Source organism: Dyella sp. 01N448 (assembly GCF_056399225.1).
In genome coordinates, this window is sequence record NZ_JBFTQX010000004.1 from 159058 (window position 1) to 183796 (window position 24739).

The 24739-nt window shown below is 64.0% G+C and carries 19 protein-coding genes; 10 read left to right on the top strand and 9 right to left on the bottom strand.

What is annotated here, in order from left to right:
* Positions 1–2: 2 nt before the first annotated feature.
* The 4 genes from dgoD to AC1DKY_RS09120 are packed head-to-tail and all read right to left on the bottom strand — an operon-like array spanning position 3 to position 3433.
* Positions 3–1151, bottom strand: coding sequence for a galactonate dehydratase (gene dgoD, locus AC1DKY_RS09105; protein ID WP_441602818.1), 1149 nt, complete (start codon positions 1149–1151; stop codon positions 3–5).
* Positions 1148–1786: a 2-dehydro-3-deoxy-6-phosphogalactonate aldolase gene (locus AC1DKY_RS09110; RefSeq protein WP_441602819.1), complete on the bottom strand. Its 639-nt coding sequence runs from the start codon at positions 1784–1786 to the stop codon at positions 1148–1150. The genes dgoD and AC1DKY_RS09110 overlap by 4 nt, the downstream gene beginning before the upstream one ends.
* Positions 1787–1790: 4 nt before the next feature.
* Entirely contained in the window at positions 1791–2711 is a 921-nt protein-coding gene (locus AC1DKY_RS09115) for a 2-dehydro-3-deoxygalactonokinase (protein ID WP_441602820.1), read from the bottom strand.
* Positions 2708–3433 (bottom strand): FadR/GntR family transcriptional regulator, encoded by a 726-nt coding sequence (locus tag AC1DKY_RS09120; RefSeq protein WP_441602821.1) that lies wholly within the window; start codon positions 3431–3433, stop codon positions 2708–2710. The genes AC1DKY_RS09115 and AC1DKY_RS09120 overlap by 4 nt, the downstream gene beginning before the upstream one ends.
* Before the next feature lie 425 nt (positions 3434–3858).
* On the opposite strand from AC1DKY_RS09120, the gene AC1DKY_RS09125 reads away from it, so the two are divergent.
* From AC1DKY_RS09125 to AC1DKY_RS09150, 6 genes are all read left to right on the top strand, one after another.
* A complete protein-coding gene (locus AC1DKY_RS09125) occupies positions 3859–4989 on the top strand; it encodes an aldose epimerase family protein (RefSeq protein ID WP_441602822.1) in 1131 nt (376 codons plus the stop codon).
* 126 nt (positions 4990–5115) lie between these two features.
* Entirely contained in the window at positions 5116–6300 is a 1185-nt protein-coding gene (locus tag AC1DKY_RS09130) for a glycoside hydrolase 5 family protein (protein WP_441602823.1), read from the top strand.
* A gap of 110 nt (positions 6301–6410) precedes the next feature.
* Positions 6411–9188 (top strand): TonB-dependent receptor, encoded by a 2778-nt coding sequence (locus AC1DKY_RS09135; protein WP_441611445.1) that lies wholly within the window; start codon positions 6411–6413, stop codon positions 9186–9188.
* Positions 9189–9294: 106 nt separating this feature from the next.
* Positions 9295–10872, top strand: coding sequence for an exo-alpha-sialidase (locus AC1DKY_RS09140; RefSeq protein WP_441602825.1), 1578 nt, complete (start codon positions 9295–9297; stop codon positions 10870–10872).
* Positions 10869–11843: a glycoside hydrolase family 43 protein gene (locus AC1DKY_RS09145; RefSeq protein ID WP_441602826.1), complete on the top strand. Its 975-nt coding sequence runs from the start codon at positions 10869–10871 to the stop codon at positions 11841–11843. Before AC1DKY_RS09140 ends, AC1DKY_RS09145 begins: the two co-directional genes overlap by 4 nt.
* Positions 11844–11963: 120 nt before the next feature.
* A complete protein-coding gene (locus AC1DKY_RS09150) occupies positions 11964–13613 on the top strand; it encodes a M20/M25/M40 family metallo-hydrolase (RefSeq protein ID WP_441602827.1) in 1650 nt (549 codons plus the stop codon).
* A 52-nt stretch (positions 13614–13665) separates the two neighbouring features.
* On the opposite strand, the gene AC1DKY_RS09155 is transcribed toward AC1DKY_RS09150, so the two are convergent.
* Positions 13666–14310: a hypothetical protein gene (locus AC1DKY_RS09155; RefSeq protein WP_441602828.1), complete on the bottom strand. Its 645-nt coding sequence runs from the start codon at positions 14308–14310 to the stop codon at positions 13666–13668.
* A gap of 182 nt (positions 14311–14492) precedes the next feature.
* Positions 14493–15614, bottom strand: a complete 1122-nt coding sequence (locus tag AC1DKY_RS09160) for a hypothetical protein (RefSeq protein WP_441611441.1) — start codon at positions 15612–15614, stop codon at positions 14493–14495.
* A gap of 304 nt (positions 15615–15918) precedes the next feature.
* Here AC1DKY_RS09160 and AC1DKY_RS09165 point away from each other — a divergent pair, with 304 nt between their 5' ends.
* Positions 15919–17103 (top strand): alpha/beta fold hydrolase, encoded by a 1185-nt coding sequence (locus AC1DKY_RS09165; RefSeq protein WP_441602830.1) that lies wholly within the window; start codon positions 15919–15921, stop codon positions 17101–17103.
* A 66-nt stretch (positions 17104–17169) separates the two neighbouring features.
* Here AC1DKY_RS09165 and AC1DKY_RS09170 read toward each other — a convergent pair whose 3' ends face one another.
* Entirely contained in the window at positions 17170–17949 is a 780-nt protein-coding gene (locus AC1DKY_RS09170) for an alpha/beta hydrolase (protein WP_441602831.1), read from the bottom strand.
* A 166-nt stretch (positions 17950–18115) separates the two neighbouring features.
* Here AC1DKY_RS09170 and AC1DKY_RS09175 point away from each other — a divergent pair, with 166 nt between their 5' ends.
* Positions 18116–18964: a LysR family transcriptional regulator gene (locus AC1DKY_RS09175; protein WP_441602832.1), complete on the top strand. Its 849-nt coding sequence runs from the start codon at positions 18116–18118 to the stop codon at positions 18962–18964.
* Positions 18965–18986: 22 nt separating this feature from the next.
* Here the strand turns inward: AC1DKY_RS09175 and AC1DKY_RS09180 are convergent, their stop codons facing one another.
* A complete protein-coding gene (locus tag AC1DKY_RS09180; RefSeq protein ID WP_441602833.1) occupies positions 18987–19682 on the bottom strand; it encodes a dienelactone hydrolase family protein in 696 nt (231 codons plus the stop codon).
* Positions 19683–19752: 70 nt separating this feature from the next.
* Positions 19753–20241: a hypothetical protein gene (locus tag AC1DKY_RS09185; RefSeq protein ID WP_441602834.1), complete on the bottom strand. Its 489-nt coding sequence runs from the start codon at positions 20239–20241 to the stop codon at positions 19753–19755.
* Between the two features lie 304 nt (positions 20242–20545).
* On the opposite strand from AC1DKY_RS09185, the gene AC1DKY_RS09190 reads away from it, so the two are divergent.
* Both AC1DKY_RS09190 and AC1DKY_RS09195 read left to right on the top strand, forming a co-directional pair.
* A complete protein-coding gene (locus AC1DKY_RS09190) occupies positions 20546–21559 on the top strand; it encodes a LacI family DNA-binding transcriptional regulator (protein ID WP_441602835.1) in 1014 nt (337 codons plus the stop codon).
* A gap of 395 nt (positions 21560–21954) precedes the next feature.
* Positions 21955–24408 (top strand): glycoside hydrolase family 3 protein, encoded by a 2454-nt coding sequence (locus AC1DKY_RS09195; protein ID WP_441602836.1) that lies wholly within the window; start codon positions 21955–21957, stop codon positions 24406–24408.
* The last annotated feature ends 331 nt before the right edge of the window (positions 24409–24739 follow it).

Consider the following 24739-nt stretch of genomic DNA (forward strand, 5'->3'; position numbering starts at 1 on the left):
GCTTACCACTCCGCCACGCTGCCGTCGGCATGGCGCCAGATCGGATTGCGCCAGCGGTGACCCACGGCGGCGCGCTCGGCCACGTAGGCTTCGTTGACCTCGATGCCCAGGCCGGGTCCATTCGGAATGGCGACGAAACCATCCTCGTAGGCAAACACGCTGCGATCCTTCACATAGTCGAGCAGATCGTTGCCGGCGTTGTAGTGGATGCCCAGGCTCTGTTCCTGGATGAAGGCGTTGTGGCACACCGCATCGAGCTGAAGATTCGCAGCAAGCGCGATCGGGCCGAGCGGGCAGTGCAGCGCCAGTGCCACGTCATACGCTTCGGCCATGGCGGCGATCTTGCGCGTTTCGGTGATGCCGCCCGAGTGCGAGGGATCGGGCTGGATGATGTCCACGCCGCCCATCTGCAGCACGCGCTTGAAGTCGTAGCGCGTGTACAGGCGCTCGCCCAGCGCGATCGGCGCCGGCGAAATCGCGGCCAGTTCCGGCAGCGCTTCGAGGTGATCGGACAGCACCGGCTCCTCGATGAACATCAGCTTGAACGGGGCGAGTTCACGCATCAGCACCTTGGCCATCGGTTTGTGCACGCGGCCATGGAAATCCAGGCCGATGCCAATATGCGGGCCCACCGCGTCGCGGATCGCCTGCACGTTCTCGATCACCAGCTCGACCTTGTCGTAGGTGTCGACGTATTGCAGTTCTTCGGTGGCATTCATCTTCACCGCGGTGAAGCCACGCGCCACGGCTTCCTTCGCGGCACGCGCCGTGTCGGCCGGGCGGTCGCCGCCGATCCACGAGTACACGCGAATGCGATCGCGCACCGGGCCGCCCAGCAGCTGATGCACGGGCTGGTTCAGATCCTTGCCCTTGATGTCCCACAGCGCCTGGTCGATGCCGGCGATGGCGCTCATCAGCACCGGGCCACCGCGGTAGAAGCCGCCGCGATACATCACATTCCACAGGTCTTCGATATGACGCGGGTCCTTGCCGATCAGGTAGTCGGACAACTCATCCACGGCCGCAGCGACAGTGTGTGCACGCCCTTCGACGATGGGCTCACCCCAGCCGACGATGCCCGCATCGGTCTCAATGCGCAGGAACAGCCAGCGCGGGGGAACCAGGAAGGTGGTGAGGCGGGTGATCTTCATGCATGCGATCCTTGTGCATCAGAGTGGCTGCGCCAGGCGTCGGCGAACGCGCGTGCGCGCGCCGCGACATCGCTGGCCGGACGGCCGGGAGCGTAGAGAGAGGAACCGATGCCGAAGCCGCCGGCGCCGGCGGCCAGCCACGGTCCCATGTTGTCGGGCGCGATGCCGCCGACCGGCAGCACCGCGAGATCCTTGGGCAGCACCGCGCGCCATGCCTTGAGCACGGCGGGGCTGGCTTGTTCGGCAGGGAACAGCTTGAGCGCATCGGCACCGGCGGCAAGCGCGGCGAACGCCTCCGTTGGTGTGGCGACACCCGGTACGCAATAGAGGCCTGCCTGCTTGGCCGCGCGAATCACGTTGACGTCGGCATGCGGCATCACAATGAGGCGGCCGCCAGCATCAGCCACGTTCTTGACGTCGGCAGGGTCGAGCACGGTGCCTGCACCGATCAGATAGCCATCGCCCAGTGCGTCGACCATGCGACGGATACTGTCGAACGCCCGCGGCGAATTGAGCGGCACTTCGAGCATGCGAAAACCGGCGTCGACCAGCACGCGGCCGATCTCCACCGATTCGTCGGGCGTCAGGCCGCGCAGGATGGCGACGAGGGGGAGTGGATCAAGCCATGACTTCATGCGTTTATGCCGTTGCTTGCGTGGGGATCAGGCCGGCGGCTTCGGCGATGCGCCAAAGGCCGTGCGAGGTGGTGGCATCGGGCGCCTTGTGGACGGTGAGCCCAAACATCGCCGCTGCCTTGAGGTAGCGATCGCATAGCGCACCTTCGCCCACCATGTGCACGCTGGACGATGGATCGGCCCAGCCGGCGGCGATAGCGATGCGCATTTCGTCGCCTATCAGCAGGCCGGACAGGTAGTCGGTCACCGAACTGGGGGCAAGCACGCCGTCGAGCATGAGGGTGCGCGCCGAAAACACGCACGAGAGCGCGCCGGCCGCGCCGCTGTCGCGCGCCATCGAGACGCCGCGACGAAACGCGTTGTCGTCATCGATGGCGGGCGGCAGTTGCGCGCCAAGTATCGAATGCTGGGTCAGCAGGCCGAACAGCTCGCCGGTCATCACGGTGGCAAAGCCAGTCACCATGCCATCGCGCAGCGACACCCACTTGCTGTGCGTGCCGGGCAGCAACAGGCAGCCATGGCCGGCGACATCCGGCGATTGCGCAACGACGCCGACGACCTGGGTCTCCTCGCCACGCATCACATCGGGACGCGCGGGATCGCGCAGGCCCGGCACGAGATGAAGCGTGCGGCCATCGGCAGCTAACGTGCTCAGCGCACCGGCGAGCCGATCGACGCTGGTGGGCGTATCGAGATAAGGCACTTCCAGCCAGCCGTTGCGACTGCCCACCATGCCGCAGGCCAGCACCGGCAGCTCGGGCCAGTGTTCGACGGCCTGCGCAAAGGCGGCCGGAAAGCCGCCCTCGGGAAGATGGCGGATGCCGTGCGAGAACGTGCGCTTCTCCAGCACCTGGCCCTGACCGTCATAGAGATAGGCACGCAGCTGCGTGCTACCCCAGTCCAGGCCGATAAGCGCGGTGTTCACGCGCTGGCCTTCTTGCGCGCCTTGCCGCGGCTGCGATGCAGGTTGGTCTGCGAGTCGGCAATCATCGCCAGCATGGTCTTGCGCGCCACTTCCGGCTGCTTGCGCTTGATCGCCTCGAGCACCTTCTGGTGATAGGGCAGCGAATACTTGAAATCGCTGGCGCTGCGTGCGGACAAGGTGAAGAAGGTGCCCAGCGCCGTTTCGATCACCGAGAACAGCGACTGCATCAACTCATTGCCGGTGGCGTGCAACACCGCGTCATGGAACATCAGGTCGGCGGTGGACCACTCGTCCAGCGTCTGTGCGGCGTCCATGGCGTTGTACGCCTCTTCGATATGCGCCAGCTGTGTCGTCGTACGTCGACGCGCAGCGGCAGCCGCGGCGGCCGGCTCGATGATCTCGCGCATTTCCACCAGCTTGTCCACGAAGTCGTCGGTGGGCATGGAGGCACAACGCCAGGCCAGCACGTCGGCGTCCAGCTGATTCCAGTAGCGCTCCTCGAGCACGCGGGCGCCAACGCCGGTGCGTGATTCGATCAAGCCTTTTGCCGACAGCACCTTCAGGGCCTCGCGCAAGGCGGTACGACTGACCTGCAGGCTTTCGGCGAGGGTTTCCTCGCGCGGCAGGATCTCGCCGGGCTTCACCTTGCCGCTGACGATGCGCAGCCCGATCTCGTGCATGACATGCCCGTACAGGCTGCGAACTGCGATCGGCTTCTTCATGAAATCCTCTTACCCCTGGCCCTGACGAAGGGTGATCCGTGCGCGTGCAGGCATATTAGATGCGCCCGATTCGATTGTCATACAAACGGACTATAAGCAACTTGGCCCGCTGATGCCAAGGTGTCCGCAGCGATTTTTTGGTGCGTTGGTCCCGGCCGGGTGTGCGCTGGCAGGAACATGCGATGACGCAATGCAGAAAGTTCTCATCCGCATGACGTCCCCAGCGTCGCCGTGTTCGCCTCCGAACATCGCATGAAAGCGCCGCTTTTGGTTTTTTCGAGCATGCCACTTCACGCAATGTCGCATCGCACCAAGAAAAAATTCGGTGCCGATGAACACTTGCACGATAATCATACAATGTGATTGCATGCGCTCCATCGTGATACGGCGAAGGGGACACCAGGGACATGCAGCGCGCAGGTTTGATGGCTTCGATTCTTGGCCTGGCGACTTTGTCGATGGCCGCGCATGCGGCTGACGCCAGGCGCGAGACCTTCGGCAGCATGCCCGATGGCAGCAAGGTGGATGCGGTGGTGCTGAGCAACGGCCATGGCATGCAGGCGCGCATCATCGCGCTGGGTGCGAGCATCCAGTCGCTGGCCACGCCCGATCGCAACGGCAAGAGCGCGAACATCGCGCTGGGTTATTCGTCGCTCGCTGATTACCTGAGCAATCCCCAATATTTCGGCGCCACCGTCGGCCGCTACGCCAATCGCATCGCCAAGGGCAAGTTCACCCTCGACGGCCACGCCTATAGCGTGCCGGTGAACAACGGCGTCAATTCCCTGCACGGTGGCAGCAAGGGTTTCGACAAGGTGCTGTGGACCGTGGGCGAGGTGAAGCACGATGCCGGCAAGGCCAGTGTGACGCTGAGCTATGAGAGTCCCGATGGCGACATGGGATATCCCGGCAAGCTCACCGCCATGGTGACTTACACGCTCGACGAGCAGAACCGTCTCTCCATCGATTACCGCGCCAGCACCGACAAGACGACCATCGTCAATCTGAGCAACCACGCCTATTGGAATCTTTCCGGCGAAGGCTCGGGCAGCGTGATGGACCATCGCCTCACCATCGCCGGCGACGCTTACCTGCCGGTCGATGCTGGTTCCATTCCGACCGGCGAGATCCGCAACGTCGCCGGCACGCCGTTCGATTTCCGCCAGGCCAAGCCCATTGGCCGCGACATCCGTACCAACGACACGCAGTTGCTCAATGGTCATGGCTATGACCACAACTGGGTGATCAGCAAGGACGAAGCACCTGCGTTGCGCATGGTTGCGCGCGTGGAAGATCCGGCATCCGGTCGCGTGCTGACGTTGAAGTCGAGCAAGCCAGGCCTGCAGTTCTACTCGGGCAATTTCCTGGATGGCACCACCGTGGGCACGGGTGGTCATGTGTATCGCCAGGGCGACGCGTTTGTATTGGAACCGCAGCTTTATCCGGATACGCCCAATCAGGCGTCGTTCGGATCGGCACGGCTGGAGCCGGGCCATGAGTACCGCAACCTGATCGTGTACGAGTTCACCACCGAGTCGGCGCGCGGAGCGCACTGACCTATCGAACATTCGAAACAAGGGCGCCCGCGAGGGCGCTCGTAGGGTCGCTTTGTCTTCGAACAAGGCGTCCATGCGCAACTACTACGTCGCTGCATGAAGCGCGACGGCATCGAGGGAGAGCTGATGAAGTACGCATTTTTGGCAGTGGCCTTGGGTCTGGCGGCAACGATCGCCGCGCCGTCCCATGCGCGCGACGCGTCGCAACGCTGGACGCCTGCCGAGGCCAAGACCTGGTACGCCAGGCAGCAGTGGCCGCTGGGCAGCAACTATCTGCCGTCCGACGCCATCAATCAGCTGGAGATGTGGCAGGCCGACACGTTTGATCCCGCGCGTATCGACCAGGAGTTCGGCTGGGCGCAGCAGGCCGGCATGACCACCATGCGCGTGTTCCTGCACGACCTGCTGTGGCAGCAGGATGCGGCGGGCTTCAAGAAGCGCATCGATACCTTCCTCACCATCGCCGACAAGCACGGCATCAAGCCGATCTTCGTGCTGTTCGATTCCTGCTGGGATCCGGAGCCCAAGCTCGGCCCGCAGCACCCGCCGATCCCCGGCGTGCACAACTCCGGCTGGGTGCAGAGCCCGGGCGTGGCGATGACTGATCCCAGCCAGGTCCCGCGCCTGGAGCAGTACGTGAAGGACATCGTGGGCAGCTTCGCCAAAGACAAGCGCATCCTGGCGTGGGACGTGTGGAACGAACCGGACAATCCGGGTGGCGGCAACTACGACGCCAAGGAGCCGGCCGACAAGATCAACCACGTAGCCGCGCTGTTGCCGCAGGTATTCGCCTGGGCGCGCAGCACCGCGCCAGTGCAGCCGCTCACCAGTGGTCTTTGGCACGACGACGACTGGACCGATCCGGCCAAGCTCAATGCGGTGGAGCGCACCCAGCTCGAGCAGTCCGACGTGATCAGCTTCCACGACTACAGCTGGCCGGAAACCTTTGCGGGTCGCGTGAAGCAGTTGCAGACGTATGGACGTCCGTTGATCTGTACCGAATACATGGCGCGCGGCAACGGATCCACCATCGACGGCGTGTTGCCCATCGCCAAGAAGGCCGACGTGGGCATGGTCAACTGGGGCTTCGTGCTCGGCAAGTCGCAGACCAATATGCCGTGGGATTCGTGGCAGCGCCCGTACACGATGGCGCCGCCCACCTTGTGGTTCCACGACCTGTTCTATGCCGATGGCAAGCCTTATCGCCAGCGCGAGATCGACATCCTTCGTTCGCTGTCGCACGCGCCGCGCGGCACGGTGCCGGCGGATGCAGTGACGTTTCCGATGCAAGCGGCGGGTGCCGTCCGCTGAGGCGGCGCCGTCTTTTCAACTTCTAGCGCCGTCGCGGAGAACGACGGCGTCCTGAATAACGATGCCGCCGGCTGAGCTGGCGGGCCATGACCTCTGAGGGGAGGCTTTCCATGATACGCACACATATCCAGAGAACCTTGTTGGCAGCCGCCATCGCCGCATCGTTCAGCGTCGCGCACGCTGCCGATGCACCGGCCGCGCCGGCCGATCCGCAACAGTCGACGGACACCACCAATCCACCGGCGAATGCACCGAAGAAGCCCGCCACCGCCTCCGACGCACAGCAGAAAGACGCGGTGAATCTGTCGGGCGTGGTGGTGACGCCCTTGCGCGAGAGCCTGCAGAGCGCACAGACGCTCAAGCAGGATTCGCGCATGATCACCGACTCGATCGTGGCCGAAGACATCGGCAAGCTGCCGGACAACAGCGTCGCCGACGCACTGCAGCGCATCACCGGCGTGCAGGTGGCGCAGGGCTTCCAGGGCGAGACCAGCTCGGTGGTGATCCGTGGCCTGCCCAACGTGATCACGACGCTCAATGGCCGCGAAATCTTCAGCGGTGTCGGTCGCGCATTCGCGTTCCAGAACCTGCCGGCGACGGCGGTGAAGACCGTGCAGGTGTACAAGACCAGCGAGGCCAGCCTGCCCGACGGCGGCATCGCCGGCATGGTCGACATGCAGCTGTTCCGCCCGTTCGATTTCGACGGCAGCAAGGTGGCCGCGACGGTCAACGAGACGCACAGCAAGTACGGCGACCACACCGATCCCTCGGGCAGCGTGTTGCTCAGCGATCGCTGGAAGACCGACCTGGGCGAGTTCGGCGCGCTGATGAATGTGGGCTACGACCGCCAGCATTACGCCTATAACGCCGTATGGGACGACTTCCCGAAGGTGCTCACCGATGGTTCCGGCGCACCCGTGCGCACGTCCAGCGGCAATCTCATTTCCGCCCCGAACGGCTTCGGCGCCGACTACAACATCGGCGACCGCACGCGTCAGGAATTCAACTACGCGCTGCAGTGGAAGCCCAACGACAGCACCGAGATCTATGTCGAAGGCCTGTATGACTGGGATTCGGATAACTACAACCAGCCGTTCTTCTTCAGCTTCCCGGTGGGCTCGGTCGATCCGCAGAACATCAAGGTCACCAATAACTGCTACGCCAATCAGCTGACCGGTTCCACCTATTACGGCCAGACCATCTGCGACGCGGCCAGCGGCAGCTGGACCGGCAACACCTATGCGGCCACCAGTACGCAGGCGCACCAGGAGTGGGGCCACGACATCCAGAACTCGATCGGCGCGAAGTGGCATGGCGATCGCCTGAACCTGTCGACCGACCTGTCGTTCAACTCGTCCTCGTTCCATGAGCAGACCTTTATTGTCGACACCTTCCTGAAGGCGCCGATCACAACGGTCTGGAACGGCGCGCAGAACTGGCAGCTTGCGGGCAACCCGGCCAACGATCCGTCGAACTACTACCTCAACGGCTTGTTCCAGACCTGGAACAACCAGCGCGGCAAGCAGACGGCGTGGCGTGGTGACGGCAACTACGACATCAACGGCAGCTTCTTCCAGTACGTGGATTTCGGCCTGCGTTATTCTGATCACAAGGCGCAGTACAACGGCAGCATTGAAGTATCCACGCCGCCGCCGGGTGGCACGGGAGATATCTCGCTCAATCCCAATCCGGCCAACCAGGTGATTGCGCGCTTCCCCAGCGGCTACTTCTGCAGCCAGCCGACCACCAATGCGATCCCGCAGCCGTGGCTCAGTGGCTGCTTCAATTACCTGACCAACAATGCCGATGCGATTCGCACGCTGTACGGCGTGCCGACCGGTCTGGCGGCGGAGAATCCGGGCCGCTTCTATCACATCGACGAGAAGTCCTATGCGGGCTACTTCCAGTTTGGTTACGGCAACGAGCTGTGGGGCATGCCGTTCGATGGCCTGATGGGCATGCGCATCGAACGCGTGAAGCGCAACCTCGATGCGTTCTCGTATGACGCTTCCACCAACGTGTACTCGCCGCTGTCCGATTCGACCGACTCGCCGGTGTACTTGCCGAACCTCAGCTTCAACCTGCACATCAAGGACAACCTGCAGTTGCGCCTGGTGGCGGCGAAGACGCTGACGTATCCCGATTTCGGCCAGCTCAACCCGTCGCTGTCGCTCAACCCGGGCACGATCAATCGCGCCGGAGTGGCGAGCAGCGGCAATCCGGACCTGAAGCCGATTCGCTCCAACAACTACGACGCGGCGCTGGAGTATTACTTTGGTCCGGCCAGCTACGTGAGCGGCAGCGTGTTCTATCGCGATATCAACGGCTACATCCAGAACTACGTGACGGATGTGACCATCGGTGGCCAGCCGTTCCAGCTCAATTCGCCGCAGAGTGCGGGTTCGGGTCACCTCGATGGCGCGGAAGTGGCGTACCAGCAGTTCTTCGATTTCCTGCCTGAACCGTTCAACGGCCTGGGCATGCAGCTCAACTACACCTATATCGAAGGTTCCACGCGTTCGCCGCAGTTCATCGGCGGGCCGGTGGTCACCTCGCCGCTGCAGAACGTGTCCAAGAACAACGGCAATGCCGTGCTGATGTATGAAAAGTTCGGCTGGTCCGCACGACTGGCCTACAACTACCGCAGCCGCTTCATCGATGGCTTCAACCAGCCCACCGTGGCCGGCGTGAACGACGAGATCAAGCCGGCCAACCAGGTCGACTTCTCGCTCGGTTACGACATCAACAAGTACTTCACCGTAGTGTTCAACGCGACCAATATCCTTGGCGCGAACCTGCATCAGTATTGGGGCGATGGCGACACCCGCCCGCGTGACATCCGTTACCAGGACCGCACCTACGGCCTGGGCGTGCGCTTCAAGATGTAATCCTCTCCCACTTGGCGGGAACGGTAGTGACATGCCGTTTCCCGCCTCCTTTTTTGGGAGGCTCACTCATCGTGCGCCGTTGCAGGCGTGAACCGGGATTCCGTGCATGACTCGCTTGACGTTAGGTTTGTCCACGCTGGCCGTTTGCATCGCCACGTTGCTGTCCACCCGTGCGACCGCTCAGGATGCTCCTGAACCCGCCGTGGGCACGCATCTGGCGGACGCTTCGGGCTATGTGTCGATCACGCGCATCGAGCACGGTTCGCCGGAAGACAAGGGACGCCTGCTGATGGCGTTCGAACAGGACGGTATGAACGGCATTCCGCTGTGGGAAAGCCGCGACGGTGGCGATCATTGGCGCTTCCTCATGAATGTCGCCGATCAGACGCACAGCAAGGACAAGAACTGGCAGCTGCGCTGGCAACCGCATATCACTGAACTGCAGCGCGCGAGCGGCGATCTGCCGGCAGGCACGCTGGTGCTCTCGGCCAACGCCACCGGCAACGATGCGCAGGGCAGGGTGAACGAAGAAGACCTGCAAATGTATACCTCCACCGATGCCGGCAAGACCTGGCATTACCGCAGCTCCATCATCAAGGGCGGCGGGCGGCCGGAGGACAAGGACAACAAGGGCGTGTGGGAATCCAATATCCACGTGCTCGACGACGGCCGCATGGTGGCCTATTACTCCACCGAGCAGCACAAGGCCGAGGGTTATAACCAGGCGCTGGGACACAAGGTCTCCGACGACGGCGGCAAGCATTGGGGCAAGGAAGTGCTGGATGTGGCGATACCCGGTGGCGTGGAGCGCCCCGGCATGGCCATCGTCACGCGCCTGGGCGACCATCGCTATGCCATGACGTACGAGAACATCGATGGGCCCAGGAATGGCCAGGTGTTCATCAAGTTCAGTCGCGACGGACTGGACTGGGGCGATCCGCAACGCCACGGCGAACCGGTGATGACGCTCTCGGGCTTCTGGCCCGCCGCGTGTCCCGTGGTTCAGTGGTTCCCGCTGGGCGGTCCCGAAGGCGTCATTGTGGTGTCCGCGGAACGCGGCGGCGGCGGTGCGGATGAAGGCGGCCGCTCGCTGTACTGGAACAACGCTTCCGGTCGCGGCCCATGGTGGGAAGTACGTGCACCGGTACAAAAGCGCACCGGCAATATCCATGCGGGTTGGACGCAGGCACTGCTGCTGCGTGATGACGGCCGCATGCTGCATGTCACCACCTCGTCGTCGCCCGAGGCGCCGACCAGTGTCAAGCACAACGAAATCCTGTTCAACACGGCGAAGTTGAACTTCAATCGCTACGAAGCCGAAGACGCGCAGTTCACCGGCGCGGTCTCCGTGCCGGATCGAAAGGCGTCCAGTTTCCGCAAGGCGCGCCTGAGTGCGGGTCCCGAAGGTCGCCTGCGCTTCGTGGTCAACAGTACGGGCGGCGAACACGCGCTGCGTGTGCGCTACGCCGATCTCGGACTGGCGGCGCAGCCTGCGATCGTCGTCAATGGTGCGCGTCTTGCCAATGCCAACCTCACCAAGACGGATGACGGCTGGCTGCTCGAGAACATCTCGGCGTCCTTGTTGCCCGGGTTCAACACCATCGACGTGGACGGCGGCGCCCACGTGGTCGACGTCGACTATCTGCAGATCGACGGCGATGCCGCCACGGCGGGTCAGCCGTGAAGCGCACGTTCGCCGCCATCGCTGGCATGTTGCTGATCGCGGCCTCGCATGCGCAGCCGCCGGCCACCATGCATGCGCTGCTGCCGTCCGGGCCCGACCCGTGGGTAGCGCAGCGCGACGGCGTCTATTACTACACGAGCACCGAAGGCAACCGCATCTCGCTGCGCAAGACCACCGACATGGCGCATCTGGCCGATGCCACGCCGGTGGTGGTGTGGCGTCCGCCGGCCGAAGGTCCCAACTCCCATTCGATCTGGGCGCCCGAGCTGCATTACCTGGACGGCAAGTGGTACCTGTATTACTCAGCGTCCGACAAGGCGCATGACGACGACGCGCATCGCCACGTGTGGGTGCTGGAGAATGCGTCGAGCGATCCCACCCAGGGCGAGTGGATCGACAAAGGCATGCTCAAGACGCATCTCACCGGCATCGACGGCACCGTGTTCGATCATGCCGGCAAGCGCTACTTTGTCTATTCCGCCTATGTCGACGATCACAGCGACCTGATCATCGCGCCAATGAGCAATCCGTGGACGCTGGGCGAGCCGCAAGTGGATATCGCCCATCCCACTTATGCATGGGAGATGCAGGGCGGCCGCAAGATCCTGGAGGCGCCGGAGTTCATCGAAGGTCCGCGCGGGCAGGTGTTCCTCACCTATTCCGCCAGCGCGTGCTGGTCGGACGGCTATTCGCTGGGCCTGCTGAGCGCCGCCGCAGACGCCAACCTGCTCGACCCTGCGTCATGGCGCAAATCGCCCACGCAGGCGCTCGCCAGTTCGCCGGCGCGAGGCTTCTATGCGCCGGGGCACAATGGCTTCTTCAAATCGCAGGACGGCAAGCAGGACTGGATCATCTTCCACGCCAATGGCGGCGCGGACTGGAAGTGCACTGCACGCCGCGCGCCTTACATCATGCCGTTCCACTGGAAGGCCAATGGCGAGCCGGACTTCATGGGCGGTCGCGAAAACTGAGTTGGACCGTGCGGGGCAGGGCGCGATCCGACGTTGGTCTGGTTTGATCGATCCCGGCGGGCGTGGCACCCTCCCAGTCCACACCCCCCGGACGATGCCGTCCGCGCCACTGGAGCGTCCATGTCCCGCACGTTTCTCGCTTTCGCGCTAGCCGCGAGTCTGACCACCACCGCGCTGGCCGCGGTTCCCGCACCGGAGCAGCCTGGCCTTGCACAGATCCGCCCGGGCGACTTGCGTGCGGATATCAGCTTCCTGGCGTCGGATGCCCTGCAAGGGCGTCTCTCGCTGCAGCCGGGTGACGATGCGTCGGTGCAGTGGATCGCCTCGGAATTTGCCAAGGCCGGCTTGAAGCCTGCGGCGACCGATGCGCAAGGCCAGCCGAGTTTTCTGCAGGCCGTGCCGTTGATCGAGTATCGCCCTGATGGCAAGGCCACGCGCCTGACGCTCAAGCGTGCCGGCAAGGAGACCGAATGGAAGGATCCGGAAGTCTCCGGCGCCTTTCCCACCGATCAGGACGTCTCCGCGCCCGTGGTGTTTGCCGGCTACGGCATCACCGCGCCGGAGCTGGGTTATGACGACTACGCCGGCCTCGACGTGAAGGGCAAGGTCGTCGTGGTGTTCGATCACGAGCCGCAGGAGACCGATCCGAAGTCGATCTTCAATGGCACCGGCAATACGCGCTACGCGACCGGCTACGTGAAGGTGTTGAATGCGCAGGAGCACGGCGCGGTGGCGGTGCTGCTGGCGCCGGAGCCCTCGCATAACCATCCCTCGCAGCTGGAGGTGCGCAAGCGCATCGGCCACCAGGCTGAGCACGCGGCGAACCCGATTCCCGCCCAGGCGCTGGCGGACAGCCCGGTCCATATCCCTAGCATGGTGATCTCCGCCGAGGTCGAGGACGCGCTGCTGAGCACCAGTGGCAACACAGCCAAGGCACTGCAGTCCGGCATTGATGGCGACCTCAAGCCGCGCTCGCAAGCCCTGCCCGATACCACCATCAGCCTGCACCTGAAGAACAGCTCGCGCCGTGAAGCGACTACCTGGAATGCGGTGGGATTGATCGAAGGCAGCGATCCGAAGCTGGCGCCCGAGACCATCATCATCAGCGCCCACCACGATCACGACGGCCAGGCCGGCGACAAGATCTGGCACGGCGCCGACGACAACGCGTCGGGGACAGTCGGTGTGGTGACGCTCGCCCGTGCCTTCGCCGCCAACCCGACCAAGCCCAGGCGTTCGATCCTGTTCGCGGTGTTTGCCGCTGAAGAACGTGGCCTGCTCGGCGCGTACTATCTCGCCGCGCACCCGCTGCGTCCTCTCGACACCACGCGCGCGATGATCAACTTCGACATGATCGGCCGCGACGAGAAGCCCAGCCCGCAGACCGACGGCCTGATCGAGATTCCCGCCGATACCAGCAATCGCCTCAACCTGATCGGTGCCGCGTACAGCCCGGACTACCAGCGTACGGTGGCCAAGGCCAATGGGGACGTGGGCCTGGTGCTGGACGATCGCTTCGATCACGAATACGCCTTGAACGTGTTCTTCCGCTCCGACCAGTTCCCCTTCGTGCTGCACAATGTGCCCGCGTTCTGGTGGTTCACCGGCTTCCATCCGGACTATCACCACCCCAGCGATACGGCCGAGAAGATCGACTATCCGAAGATGGCCAAGATCCTCAAACTGGCTTACCTGAGCACCTGGCAGTTCGCCAACGAGGCCACGCCGCCGCGCTTTGTGTCGCATCCGGGCAGCGACAAGTCGCCCTGAGCTATCGCCATACCCGCGATGAAAACACCCCGGCGCGCCGGGGTGTTTTCGTTTACGGGCTGAACGACACGCGTTGTTGCGCGCGAGCGATCAAGGCCTTTTCGATCGCCGGCCAACGATCGTGCGCCGTACCGTGCTCACCCAGTTGCGCTGCGGTGAAACCGGTAGGGGCGAGATCCTCGCCATAGATCACCATCAGCTCCTTGCGCTTCTGGTCATCGGGAAGATGCACGAGGCGCACATACATGGCATTGGCTGGCCGCTGATAGCCCTTGGCGGCGAGCAGGCGACGCTGATGGTCGCCATCGGAGTCCTTCTCGGCCGGCTGTTCGGCGCTTTGCACCCAAGTGTCGAGATAGAAGTCCAGGCCGTTGATGGTGATATGGCGCGAGCCGGAGTAGTCGTGGTGCAGTTCAGGGCGTTCGGGTATGTAAGCCTCAAATTGCACCCAGTACAGGCGCTGGATGCGCTTGTCGGGTCCGGCGTCCACGAAGACGTGCATCTCGCAATCGTCGAAGCCCAGCAGCATCCAGCGATCCGAACCCACGTAGGTCGCGGTGGCTGGCAGATCGACGCGTATCTTCGGATCGTGCGTCGAGGTGACGGTGCTGCCGCTCACCGTACGCTGCGGTTCCGCTGCGAGCGCCGGCAGCGCGCAGGCCAGCGCGAGCGACAGCGTTGCCATCGTTTTCCACATGACTCACCTCTTCGTTCCGTGTCGGGATCAGGGCAGGACATCGTCCCGCTGCAGGTGGTGTGGCAACAAGCGTGCCACGGTTCATGCGGCTCGCACATCGCCTGGCACGGCCATCGCCACGAATGGATCGATGCGGGAGCACTGTCCGCGGACGCGGTGCGGACGTCCGCCGATGCGAGCGCTCAGCTTTTCTTCGCGCCTGCCTGTTTGGCCAGATACTCGCAATTGTTGCCGTAGGTACGCAGATCGTTGCGCACCGGATCGAGCGCCATCCAGAAACCGTAGCGCACCGCGCCGCCACGATCGGCCAGCCATGCGGCCATCAGATGCGCGGACAGCAACTGGTTGAGTTGCGCGAGCGCCAAGGGCTGGCTGACCACCACCGATTGCTCGACGGCCGATGCGCTGACGCGGTCGCTGCTGTTGATGGGCTGATCGTTGATCTCGAAGTACGAACGGCTGGCGCGCGCGACCATCTGCCGGGCGCGGTCGGCGCCGATGGCGTAATACGCGGTGATGGTGAGGCCATCGGGGCGGCACTGCAGAGTGATGCGATGCTCGCCTTCACGCGTCACCTGCGTGAGCGAGATCGAGGCGACACTGCTGACCGGGCTGTTGACCGCCGTGGGCAACAAGCGCCCATTGTTGGATAGACCGTTGGCCAGCATTTGATCGGCATTGAGCCACGTCACTTCGCCGCCGGGCGAGGTGCCGAACACCTGCGGATTCACGCCCATGTCCTTCAGGTACGCCGCAGCATCGCTACCGGGCGTAACCGTGCCTGGCAGCGGCTGCGCGCCAAAGCGATCGCTGCCCGTCGGCGCCCAGCGAAAGAGTCCGCCCGCATAGGCATAGACACAGGCGTTCACGCATTGCGAGGATTTCGGCACGATGGGCTGGCGCGCGGTCTTGCGCGGCGAACCCAGGTGGGTGGTCATGTTGCCGGCGCGAAACAGACGACCCAGCGCCATGCCCGCAGCCACGTCGCCGCCGGGTGAGTTGAGATAGATGTCGCTGTTGGGCGGGATCCTGCGCGACTGGATCATGGCCTGCACGCGCTGCGCGGCGCCGGCATCGATGGGTCCATACAGATAGACCTGTGGCACCTTCGCCACCGAGATGGTCATGCGATCGTCGTTGACCTGCACGGCAAGCTGTTCGCTGGCCGAACTCTGCGATCCATTGCGCGACGGAGATTCACCATGCGCCTGCACCGCGAAGAGGCTCGTCAGCAGCGTGCTGGCCAAATAGAGCGAACGGCGGCATCGAGCGCCGGCATGGCGTTGAACTTGAACGGCTGGCACGCGGCTGATCCTGCGACAGAGGTCGGCAAGTGTGCTTCAAGGCGGATGTCTCGCGAGTGAAGAGGAGGTAAGGCGGTACTGCCACGTGCCGGGATGGGGCGGACACGGCCGGACGTCCGCGTGTTTGTCCGCGGACGCGGCCGCGGGCGCGCGTAGCGTGCGCAAGTCACTGATCTGTGATGCTTCGTGGTTTGGCACGCCGTTTGCTGATGTCCCCATGACGGCATGCCCCAGGCAGTCAGACCGTACCCGTTCGGGCGAGGGGCCCGGCGGAAAGCCAATCACACCAGCCAGGAGAGCTGACTTGAATATCTTGCGTGCATCCCTGTTCGCCACGTTGTTGCTCGCGATCGGCGCGCCCGTCGATCGCGTCCGCGCCGACGATGCACCGGCCAAGCCGGCGGCATCCGCGACCAAGGCGGACCCATCGATGATTTCGCGCGACGAAGTGCGCCGCATCCTCGACAGCAATCGCATGATCTTGACGCCGCAAGGCATCGACGAAAAGATCAAGCTGCACATCAACGGCATCGACCAGTGGATCTCGGTGCGCGGCAAGGATCGCCGCAACCCCATCCTGTTGTTCCTGCACGGTGGCCCGGCCTCGCCGGCGATGCCCGAGGGCTACACCTTCCAGACGCCGTGGGAGGATTACTTCACCGTCGTGCAATGGGATCAACGCGGCTCCGGCAAGACGTATCGCGCGAACACCGAAGCGGCGATGGCACCGGGCATGACGGTGGACGGCATGACCGACGACGCCGCGCAGGTGGCCCAATACCTGCGCGAGCACTACAACAAGAAGAAGATCTTCCTGCTCGGCCACTCCTGGGGCACCGTGCTCGGCGTGCATCTCGCGCAGCTGCATCCGGATTGGTTCTACGCGTATATCTCGGTGGGACAGGTGGTGAACGGCCGTCGCAATGAAGCGATTGGCTACAACTACGCGCTGGGCCGGGCCAAGGCCGAGAACAACACCAAGGCCATCGCGGAACTGGCATCGATCGGACCGTATCCGGGCGATACCAAGCTCACCATCGACCGCATCGGTGTGCGCGGCAAATGGGAGATGTACTACGGCGGCCTGGCCTGGGGCCGCAAGGATTTCCAGTTCGACGTGGACGCGGAAGAGCTCTCACCCGATTACAACCGCCAAGACCTCGATGCGATCGACAAGGGCAGCCTGTTCTCGCTCAACCACCTGCTCGATCCGCTGCTGGACGTGAACTTCGATCAGGTCACGGACTTCAAATTGCCGGTGATCGTGTATGCGGGCGCGCACGACTACACCACGCCGCACGAAACCGCCGAAAAATGGTTTGGCGATCTCAAGGCGCCGTCCAAGCACCTGGTGATCTTTGCCGACTCGGCGCACATGATGATGCAGGAGCAGCCCGGCCGCTTCCTCATGCACCTGGTGAGCGATGCGCTGCCGCTGGCGCAGAAGGTGGGTGATGCGGCGCCGGCGGAAGTGACCCGCGACCGCTGAGCACGAAAACGACCGAGGCGTCGTGCATGGTCTGCACGACGCCTCGGTCACTCTGCATAGATCGAATCAGGTACCGGCGTGCTTGGCCGCATCCTCGATCAACGCCGCCACTTCCTTCGGGTGCGACTCGTAGACCGAGTGGCTGGCGCCTTGCACTTCGATGGTATGGCTGCCGGCGCGCTTGGCGTACATGCGCTCCAGGTCCGGATTGATGATGCGATCGGCTGTGGCCACGGCGTACCAGCTGGGCTTGTCCTTCCATGCAGGATGGCCAGCAGGCGCTGCAAACACGGAAGCCGCGGTCAGTTCCTGCGAGTTCGCTTCGAACTGCGCCTGCTGCAGCGGCAGATCGGCAGCGAAGTCGGCGGGGTAATGGGCCGGGTCGAGATAGAGGAAGCCGTCGGCGGTCTTCTTGATGTCGGTCGTTTGACTGGTAGCGCTGGGGAACTTCTTGCCATTGGCTACTTCGGTTTCGCCCTGGTCGAGCGCATGGGCGGCGATATAGACCAGGCCAACCACGTTCGCGTCGTTGCCCACGTCGGTGACCAGCGCGCCGCCATAACTGTGACCCACGAGAATGGTGGGGCCATCCTGCATGTCCACGATGCGTTTCACGGCTGTCACATCGTCGTTGAATGATGTGAGCGGATGTTCGGCGACGGAGACGTGGTAGCCATCTTTCACGAGGATGTCATAGACGGGTTTCCAGCCACTGCCGTTGACCCATGCGCCATGCACGAGGACGATGTTGTGCACGGGTTCGGCGGCCAGTGCGGGGCCGGCGGCAAGGGTGCCAAACAGCAAGGCTGCGGCCAGGATGTTGGGGTGGAAGAAGCGCTTGTTCACGGGGATAACCTCTCGACAGGGAAGTGGGGTGATGGCGTCGGTATGCCATCGAAAACGTTGCGGTCATGGCCGGGTGCGAGCGGCATGTTTCCCGGATGGACACAGCCTAGCCCAGGCGAAGGCGTTGATTTATGAAGAATCCAGCGACGATTGAGAGGTTTTTGCGATGAGACCGTTACCCACCGAACTCCTTCGCAGCTTTGTCGTCGTAGCGCAGACCGCCAGCTTCACCGCGGCGTCCGAGCAGCTGTGCCTGTCACAATCCACGGTCAGCCAACATATTCGGCGCCTGGAGGACCTGGTCGGCGTACCCTTGTTCGAACGCGATACGCGCAATGTGCGGGTGTCGCGCCACGGCGAGTCGCTGCATCGCTACGCCGTGCGGATTCTCGATCTGATGGACGAGGCGATGACCACGGTGTGCGGCCCGCCGTTGAACGGCACGGTGCGCCTGGGTCTTCCGGAAGACTTCGCATCGTCGCGGCTGACCGGCGCGCTGGGCAGCTTCGTGAGGCGCAATCCGGAAGTGGAACTGGTGATACGCACGGGCCTTAGCGGCGATCTGTTCCGCGAGCTCGACGAGAACAAGCACGACCTGGTGTTTGCCAAGCGCCTCAGCGGCAGCCAGCGTGGTTACGTGGTGAAGAGCGAGCCCTTGCACTGGTGCACCGGTGCGTCATCGCCGGTGCGTGGCGATGAGGCCGTCTTGCCTTTGGCCGTCCATCCCGAACCCAGCATTTCGCGGACGCGCATGTTCGAGGCCTTGAAGTCGGCAGATCGTTCGTACCGCATCGCCGTGGTGAGCAGCAGCATCATGGTGATCCAGGCCGCGGTGATGGCCGGCCTGGGCGTGTCGGCATTCACCGGCTATGCCATGCCCGAGGGCATCGTGCCGCTGGCCGAGGATCTTCCATCGCTTGGCGTGCTCGAATACGTGATCGACCGGCAGTCATCGATCTCGCAGGCCGCGCAGGCGTTGGAACACGTGCTCGCGGACGCGGCGAAGGAGCTTTGAGCGCTCCTTCGCGCGCCTGGCTTCAGGCGAGATGCTGGTGGAAGAATTCGTAGGTGCGTCCGTTCGCCAGCCTGGCGGCGTCAGCGTCGTAGTGCGTTCCGGTATGCCGCGCAAACGCGTGGCTGCAACCGGGATAGCTGTAGATCGTCACGTTGCTCTTGTTCGAAAACGCCGCCTTGATCTTGGCCTGCGCGTCCTTGGATATGAATTCGTCTTCCTCGCCCAGGTGCATCATCAGCGGTGCCTTGATCGCCGGCGCCTCGGCCAGGTATTTCTCAGTGCCGCCGCCGTAGTACTCCACGCCCGCGTCGATGCTTGATCGCGCGGCGGTGAGGTAAGTCATCAGGCCACCGAGGCAGTAGCCCATCACGCCGACTTTGCCGTTGGCGCCCTCCAGCTTGCGTGCGGCGGCGACCACCGCCTCGACATCGCGCTCACCGGCGTCGAAGTCATACGCTTCATACAGCGCGAAGCCTTTTTTCCAGTCCTGTTCGGACCATTCGTTCAAGTCGAGCCCCGGCTCCTGGCGCCAGAACAGGTCCGGGCAGATGGCGATGAAACCCTGTTCCGCCAGTTCGCGGCAGGACTGGCGCAGGTCGTTGTTGATGCCGAAGATTTCCTGCAGCACCACCACCGCTGGTGCGGGTGTCTGATCGGGATAGTCGATGTAGAGCCGAAAGCTGCCGTCGGCCGTCGAAAGAGTGTGGTACTCGCCCATGACGTACTCCGGGGATGTGTCGCCCCTGTGCCAGCGGGCGACGTGGCAGACCCTGCAGGATGGAGCGGCCTCAGGCCACCGCGCGCACCCTGAAGGATTTGGTGGCGCGCACGGCGACCACGATGAAGACAATCAACACCACCAGTTCGGTGGCGCCAAACAGCTTCTGCTTTAGGTCCGGCGCCAGCGCGTTCAACACTGGCCACTTCGCGAAAATCTGCGCGACCAGTACAAACATCAGGAAGTACTCGCTGATCACGATGCCGATGGGAAATTGCGCCGTCCAGAAGCCGGAGCGGCCAATCGAGCGTCGCGCCATGACCGTCCAGGCCAGCACGATCAGGGCAATCACCCCCACCACGATGGCCGGCGTGACGCCATGAAAGGGAAAGAAGAACCCGGTGACGCTGGTAATGACTGCCGTCCAGAGGAAGCTCGTGATGGCGCCTGAGCGATAGCGGCCGACCATCAGGTCGCGAATGGCCCAGAGGCCGACGATGGTTGCGACGAGACTGATCAGCGTGTGGAAAGCGGTAAGCCAACCCAGTGGTGTATTCATCAAGGCGCTCCGTGGTGGTGTCGCGGAAACTAACGTGGGCACGGCTCGCGCAGGGGCGATGCATCGCGATGCCGCCATCGGCTGTTGTGTTGCGCTTGGTTACTCGGGCGGTCCCCTGGCCACCCGCTGCCCACTATGCGCCTGTGGCCGGCCTGGCCTCAATCCTTCTGTGGGTGGGCGCGCTGCATCGAGGCGTGTTGTGAAACGCAGGTGACAGCGCCCGCGTGGCACGCCAGTTCTTGTAAACCGCCGGGCGCAGGGGGCATATTGGTCGGGCAGCAGCAGTTCGCCGTTGGGAGAAGTCATGCGGGTCCGCCTCGAAGATGTAGCACGCGCCACAGGTGTCTCGCCAAAAACGGTTTCCCGCGTTCTCAACGAAGAATCTTCGGTGAAGGAATCCACCCGCCAGAAGGTGCTGGCGGCGATGGAGTCCATGAACTACCGACCCAGCCCGGCGGCACGTGGCCTGGCCGGCAGCCGCTCGTTCCTGGTGGCGATGCTTTATGACAACAACGACAACCCGGCCTCGACCTATCTGGCCGAGGTGCAGGACGGCGTGCTCGACGCCTGCGATGCCCACCGCTACAGCATGATGGCCTGCCCCCTGCGCATGCGCGGGCAGGATTTCATCCGCCGCGTCGATGCGCTGGTGTTCGATCACCACATCGAAGGCGTGATCATGACGCCGCCGCTCACCGACTACGCACCGCTGCTGCAGCGCCTGAAGGAGCACGGCGTGCCGCATTCGAGCATCTCGCCGGTGCATCGCGAAGCGTCCATCGGCGTGTGCATGGACGAGCAGCAGGCGGCCAAAGCCCTGGTGATGCACCTGGTGGAACTGGGTCACCGGCGCATTGCGCACATCGTGGGCATCGCCAATCACGGCGCCAGCCGCTGGCGCATGGCCGGCTACAAGGAAGCGCTCGCCACCGCGGGCTTGCCGTTCGATCCGCAATACGTGGTGCAGGGCGAGTTTTCATTCGGCTCGGGCGTGCTGGCTGCGCGCGAGTTGTTTGCGTTGCCCGAGCAGCCCACGGCGATTTTTGCCGCGAACGACGATATGGCCGCCGGCGTGATGTGGGCGGCCAACGAGCGTGGACTGAAAGTGCCGCGCGATCTCTCCGTCTGCGGCTTCGACGACACGCCGCTGGCCACCCAGTTGTGGCCGCCGCTGACCACCGTGCGCCAGCCCAGCCGCGACATGGGCAAGCTGGCCGCGCTGCAGTTGATGGAAGTGCTGCGTGGTCGGGGGGATGGGCTGCTGGTGCAGGTGCCGTATGCGCTCCAGCTGCGCGAATCCACGTCGAAGGCGCCTTAAGGACTTCGGACTCGCTTACCGCCGCTCCGGCCTTGGTCCGAGGCGGCCTGAGTCGCGCACAGGGTGCGCTCCCACAGAGGAACAGGCCGGCACACTTGTGGGAGCGCACCCTGTGCGCGACGGGCCTCCCTCAACGGGTCCTTTTGCGCGGCAAGCGCCCCATCTTCCCATAACACCCTGCTTTAAAAGAGAAAAGGCAGCCATGAGGCATCCTCGCGGCCCTCGCCCCAGCTTGCTGCATCGCAAATTGACAGCGCTGTCATTTCTGTCAGTCTCCGGACCGACTGGCTCCGAGGGGGAGCCATCCCCCCTGTCTGCTGGAGAGAGCCGTGCGGGCTTCCGTTCGTCGTTTGCCTTGTGTTCCGACCGTTCTTGCCGTGGCCCTGGCCTGCGCCATGGGTGTCGCATCCGCCGACGACGCGTCCACCGTGCACCCCGACAGCTGGCCGCGTGCCAGCTGGCCCTTGCCCAAGGATGCGGCGCTCGAACAGCGCGTTGCCGCCCTGCTGGCGAAGATGACGGTGGAGGAAAAAGTCGGCCAGCTGGTCCAGGCCGACATCCTCAGCGTGACGCCGGACGATGTGCGCAAGTACCACCTTGGCGCGATCCTCGCCGGCGGCAATTCCAAGCCCAACGCGCAGCTCACCGCCACGGTCGCGCAATGGCAGGCCTTGTCGGACGAGTTCTATCGCGCGTCGATGCAGCCCAGCGGCAGCGCGCATGCGCCGATCCCGCTGCTGTTTGGCATCGACGCCGTGCACGGCCACAACAACGTCGTGGGCGCGACGCTGTTCCCGCAAAACTCCGCGCTGGGCAACGCGCACGATCCGGAACTGATCCGTCAGATCGGCGAGGCCACCGCGGCTGAAGTGCGCGCCACCGGTATCAACTGGAGTTTCGCGCCGACCCTTGCCGTACCGCAGGATGTGCGCTGGGGCCGCGCCTACGAAGGCTATTCGCAGGATCCCAAGCTGGTCGCGCAGTACGCCACGGCGATGGTGGAAGGCCTGCAGGGCAAGGTCGGCACGCCGCAGTTTCTCGACGGCTCGCATGTGCTTGCCTCGGCCAAGCATTTCGTCGGCGACGGCGGCACCAGGAACGGCAAGGACCAGGGCGACGCGCAAATCAGCGAGGCGACGCTGCGTGATCTCCACGCTGCTGGCTATCCGCCCGCCATCGATGCCGGCGTGCAGACGGTGATGGCTTCGTTCTCCAGCTGGAACGGCAGCAAGATGTCCGGCAACAAGGCGCTGATCACCGACGTGCTCAAGCAGCGCATGGATTTCCAGGGCCTGGTGGTGGGCGACTGGAATTCGCACGGCCAGGTGCCCGGTTGCGCGAACGACGATTGTCCGGCTTCGTTCAACGCCGGCCTGGACATGCTGATGGCACCCGACAGCTGGCGCGGCCTGGTCGAGCACACGCTGGCCGAGGTGAAGTCCGGCGTGATCCCGCAGGCGCGACTGGACGATGCGGTGGCGCGGATCCTGCGCGTGAAGTTCCGCGCCGGCCTGTTCGATGCGGGTGCGCCGTCGACGCAGCCGGTCGCGCAGAAGGCCGCAGAAATCGTGGGCAGTCCCGCCCATCGCGCCATCGCGCGCCGCGCGGTGCGCGAGTCGCTGGTGCTGCTGAAGAACAACGGCGGCGTGCTGCCGCTCGATCCGCGCAAGCACATCCTCATCGCTGGTGATGGCGCGGACAACATTTCGCGCCAGAGCGGCGGCTGGACGCTCAACTGGCAGGGCACGGGGCTGAAGAATGAAAACTTCCCCGGTGCGCAGTCGATCGGCGCCGGTTTCGCGGAGCAGGTGAAGGCCGCGGGCGGCTCGGTCGAAATCGAAACGGACGGCCATTTCAAAGCCAGGCCGGATGTGGCTGTGGTGGTGTTCGGCGAGGACCCTTATGCCGAATTCCAGGGTGACATCCCCAACCTGATGTTCCATCCCGGCGATGATCACGAGCTTGAATTGATCCGCCAGCTGCGCGCGCAACACATCCCGGTGGTGGCGGTATTCCTCACTGGCCGTCCGCTATGGGTGAATCGCGAGATCAATGCGGCCGACGCCTTTGTCGCGGCGTGGCTGCCGGGCAGCGAAGGCGGCGGCATCGCCGATGTGCTGCTGCGCAAGCGCGACGGCGGAATCGCCAACGACTTCCACGGCAAGCTGGCCTATGCGTGGCCGGGCACGGCCATGGTGGGGCAGGGCAAGCCGCAGTTCGCGTTGGGTTACGGGCTCACCTATGCCGATCGCGCGGCGGTGCCCAGGCTCTCCGAAGTGTCGGGCATCAGCGGCGAGCAGATTCCGATCGGCAATTATCTCGATCGCGGCAAGGCCGTGCACGGCTATCGCTTCACCCTGGTGGACGGCCAAGGCGCATCGATGACTGGCGATGTGTCGCCGGCAACGACGCCGGACGGCGCGCTGCATATGGCCGCACTCGATTACAAGGCGCAGGAGGATGCGCGCCTCTTCAGCTGGAACAGCGACAACGCCCAGCTGGCGATCCACGCGCGCACGCCGCTCGATCTCGATCGCGAAACCAATGGCGACGTGCTGCTGGTGACGACGCTGCGTGTCGATGCGATGCCGGCGCAAAACGCATGGGTCGGCATGGGCTGCGGTGCGCATTGCGAAGGCCACGTGCCGTTGGCCAAGACACTGGCGACATTGCCGCCGGGCCAGTGGACGCGCGTCGGCGTGCCGTTGAAGTGTTTCCGGGCCGCTGGCGCCGACATGCATCACATCGATCAGCCGTTTGCGTGGGGCGCCGGCAAGGGCACCAGGCTGGCGATTTCACGCGTGGCCCTCGGCACGGACGTCGATCAGGTGGTCGATTGCGTCAAGTAAGGGAAGCGAGGCGAACGGCGGGCCCGCAGAGGTTTGCGAGGTCAGCCCAGGCCGCCTCAAGAAGGGTTTGAAGGAAGGGATGTGTCAGCGATAACGCGCCACGGATGGCTGAATGACGATTTGCTCTTGCATCAAAACCGGCATCAAGGCGGTTCGCTTGAAAGGCGAAAACGAGCTACAGCAAGGGTTCCGGGGGAATCTTTAACTTGCTGCCGCGCGTCAAGCTTCTGCCGGGGAACCGGTCTATGATCCGCATGACAGCGCTGTCATCAATCTAAATGACAGCGCTGTCATCGGGGATGACATCAAACCAGTCGCCGTCGAGGGCGGT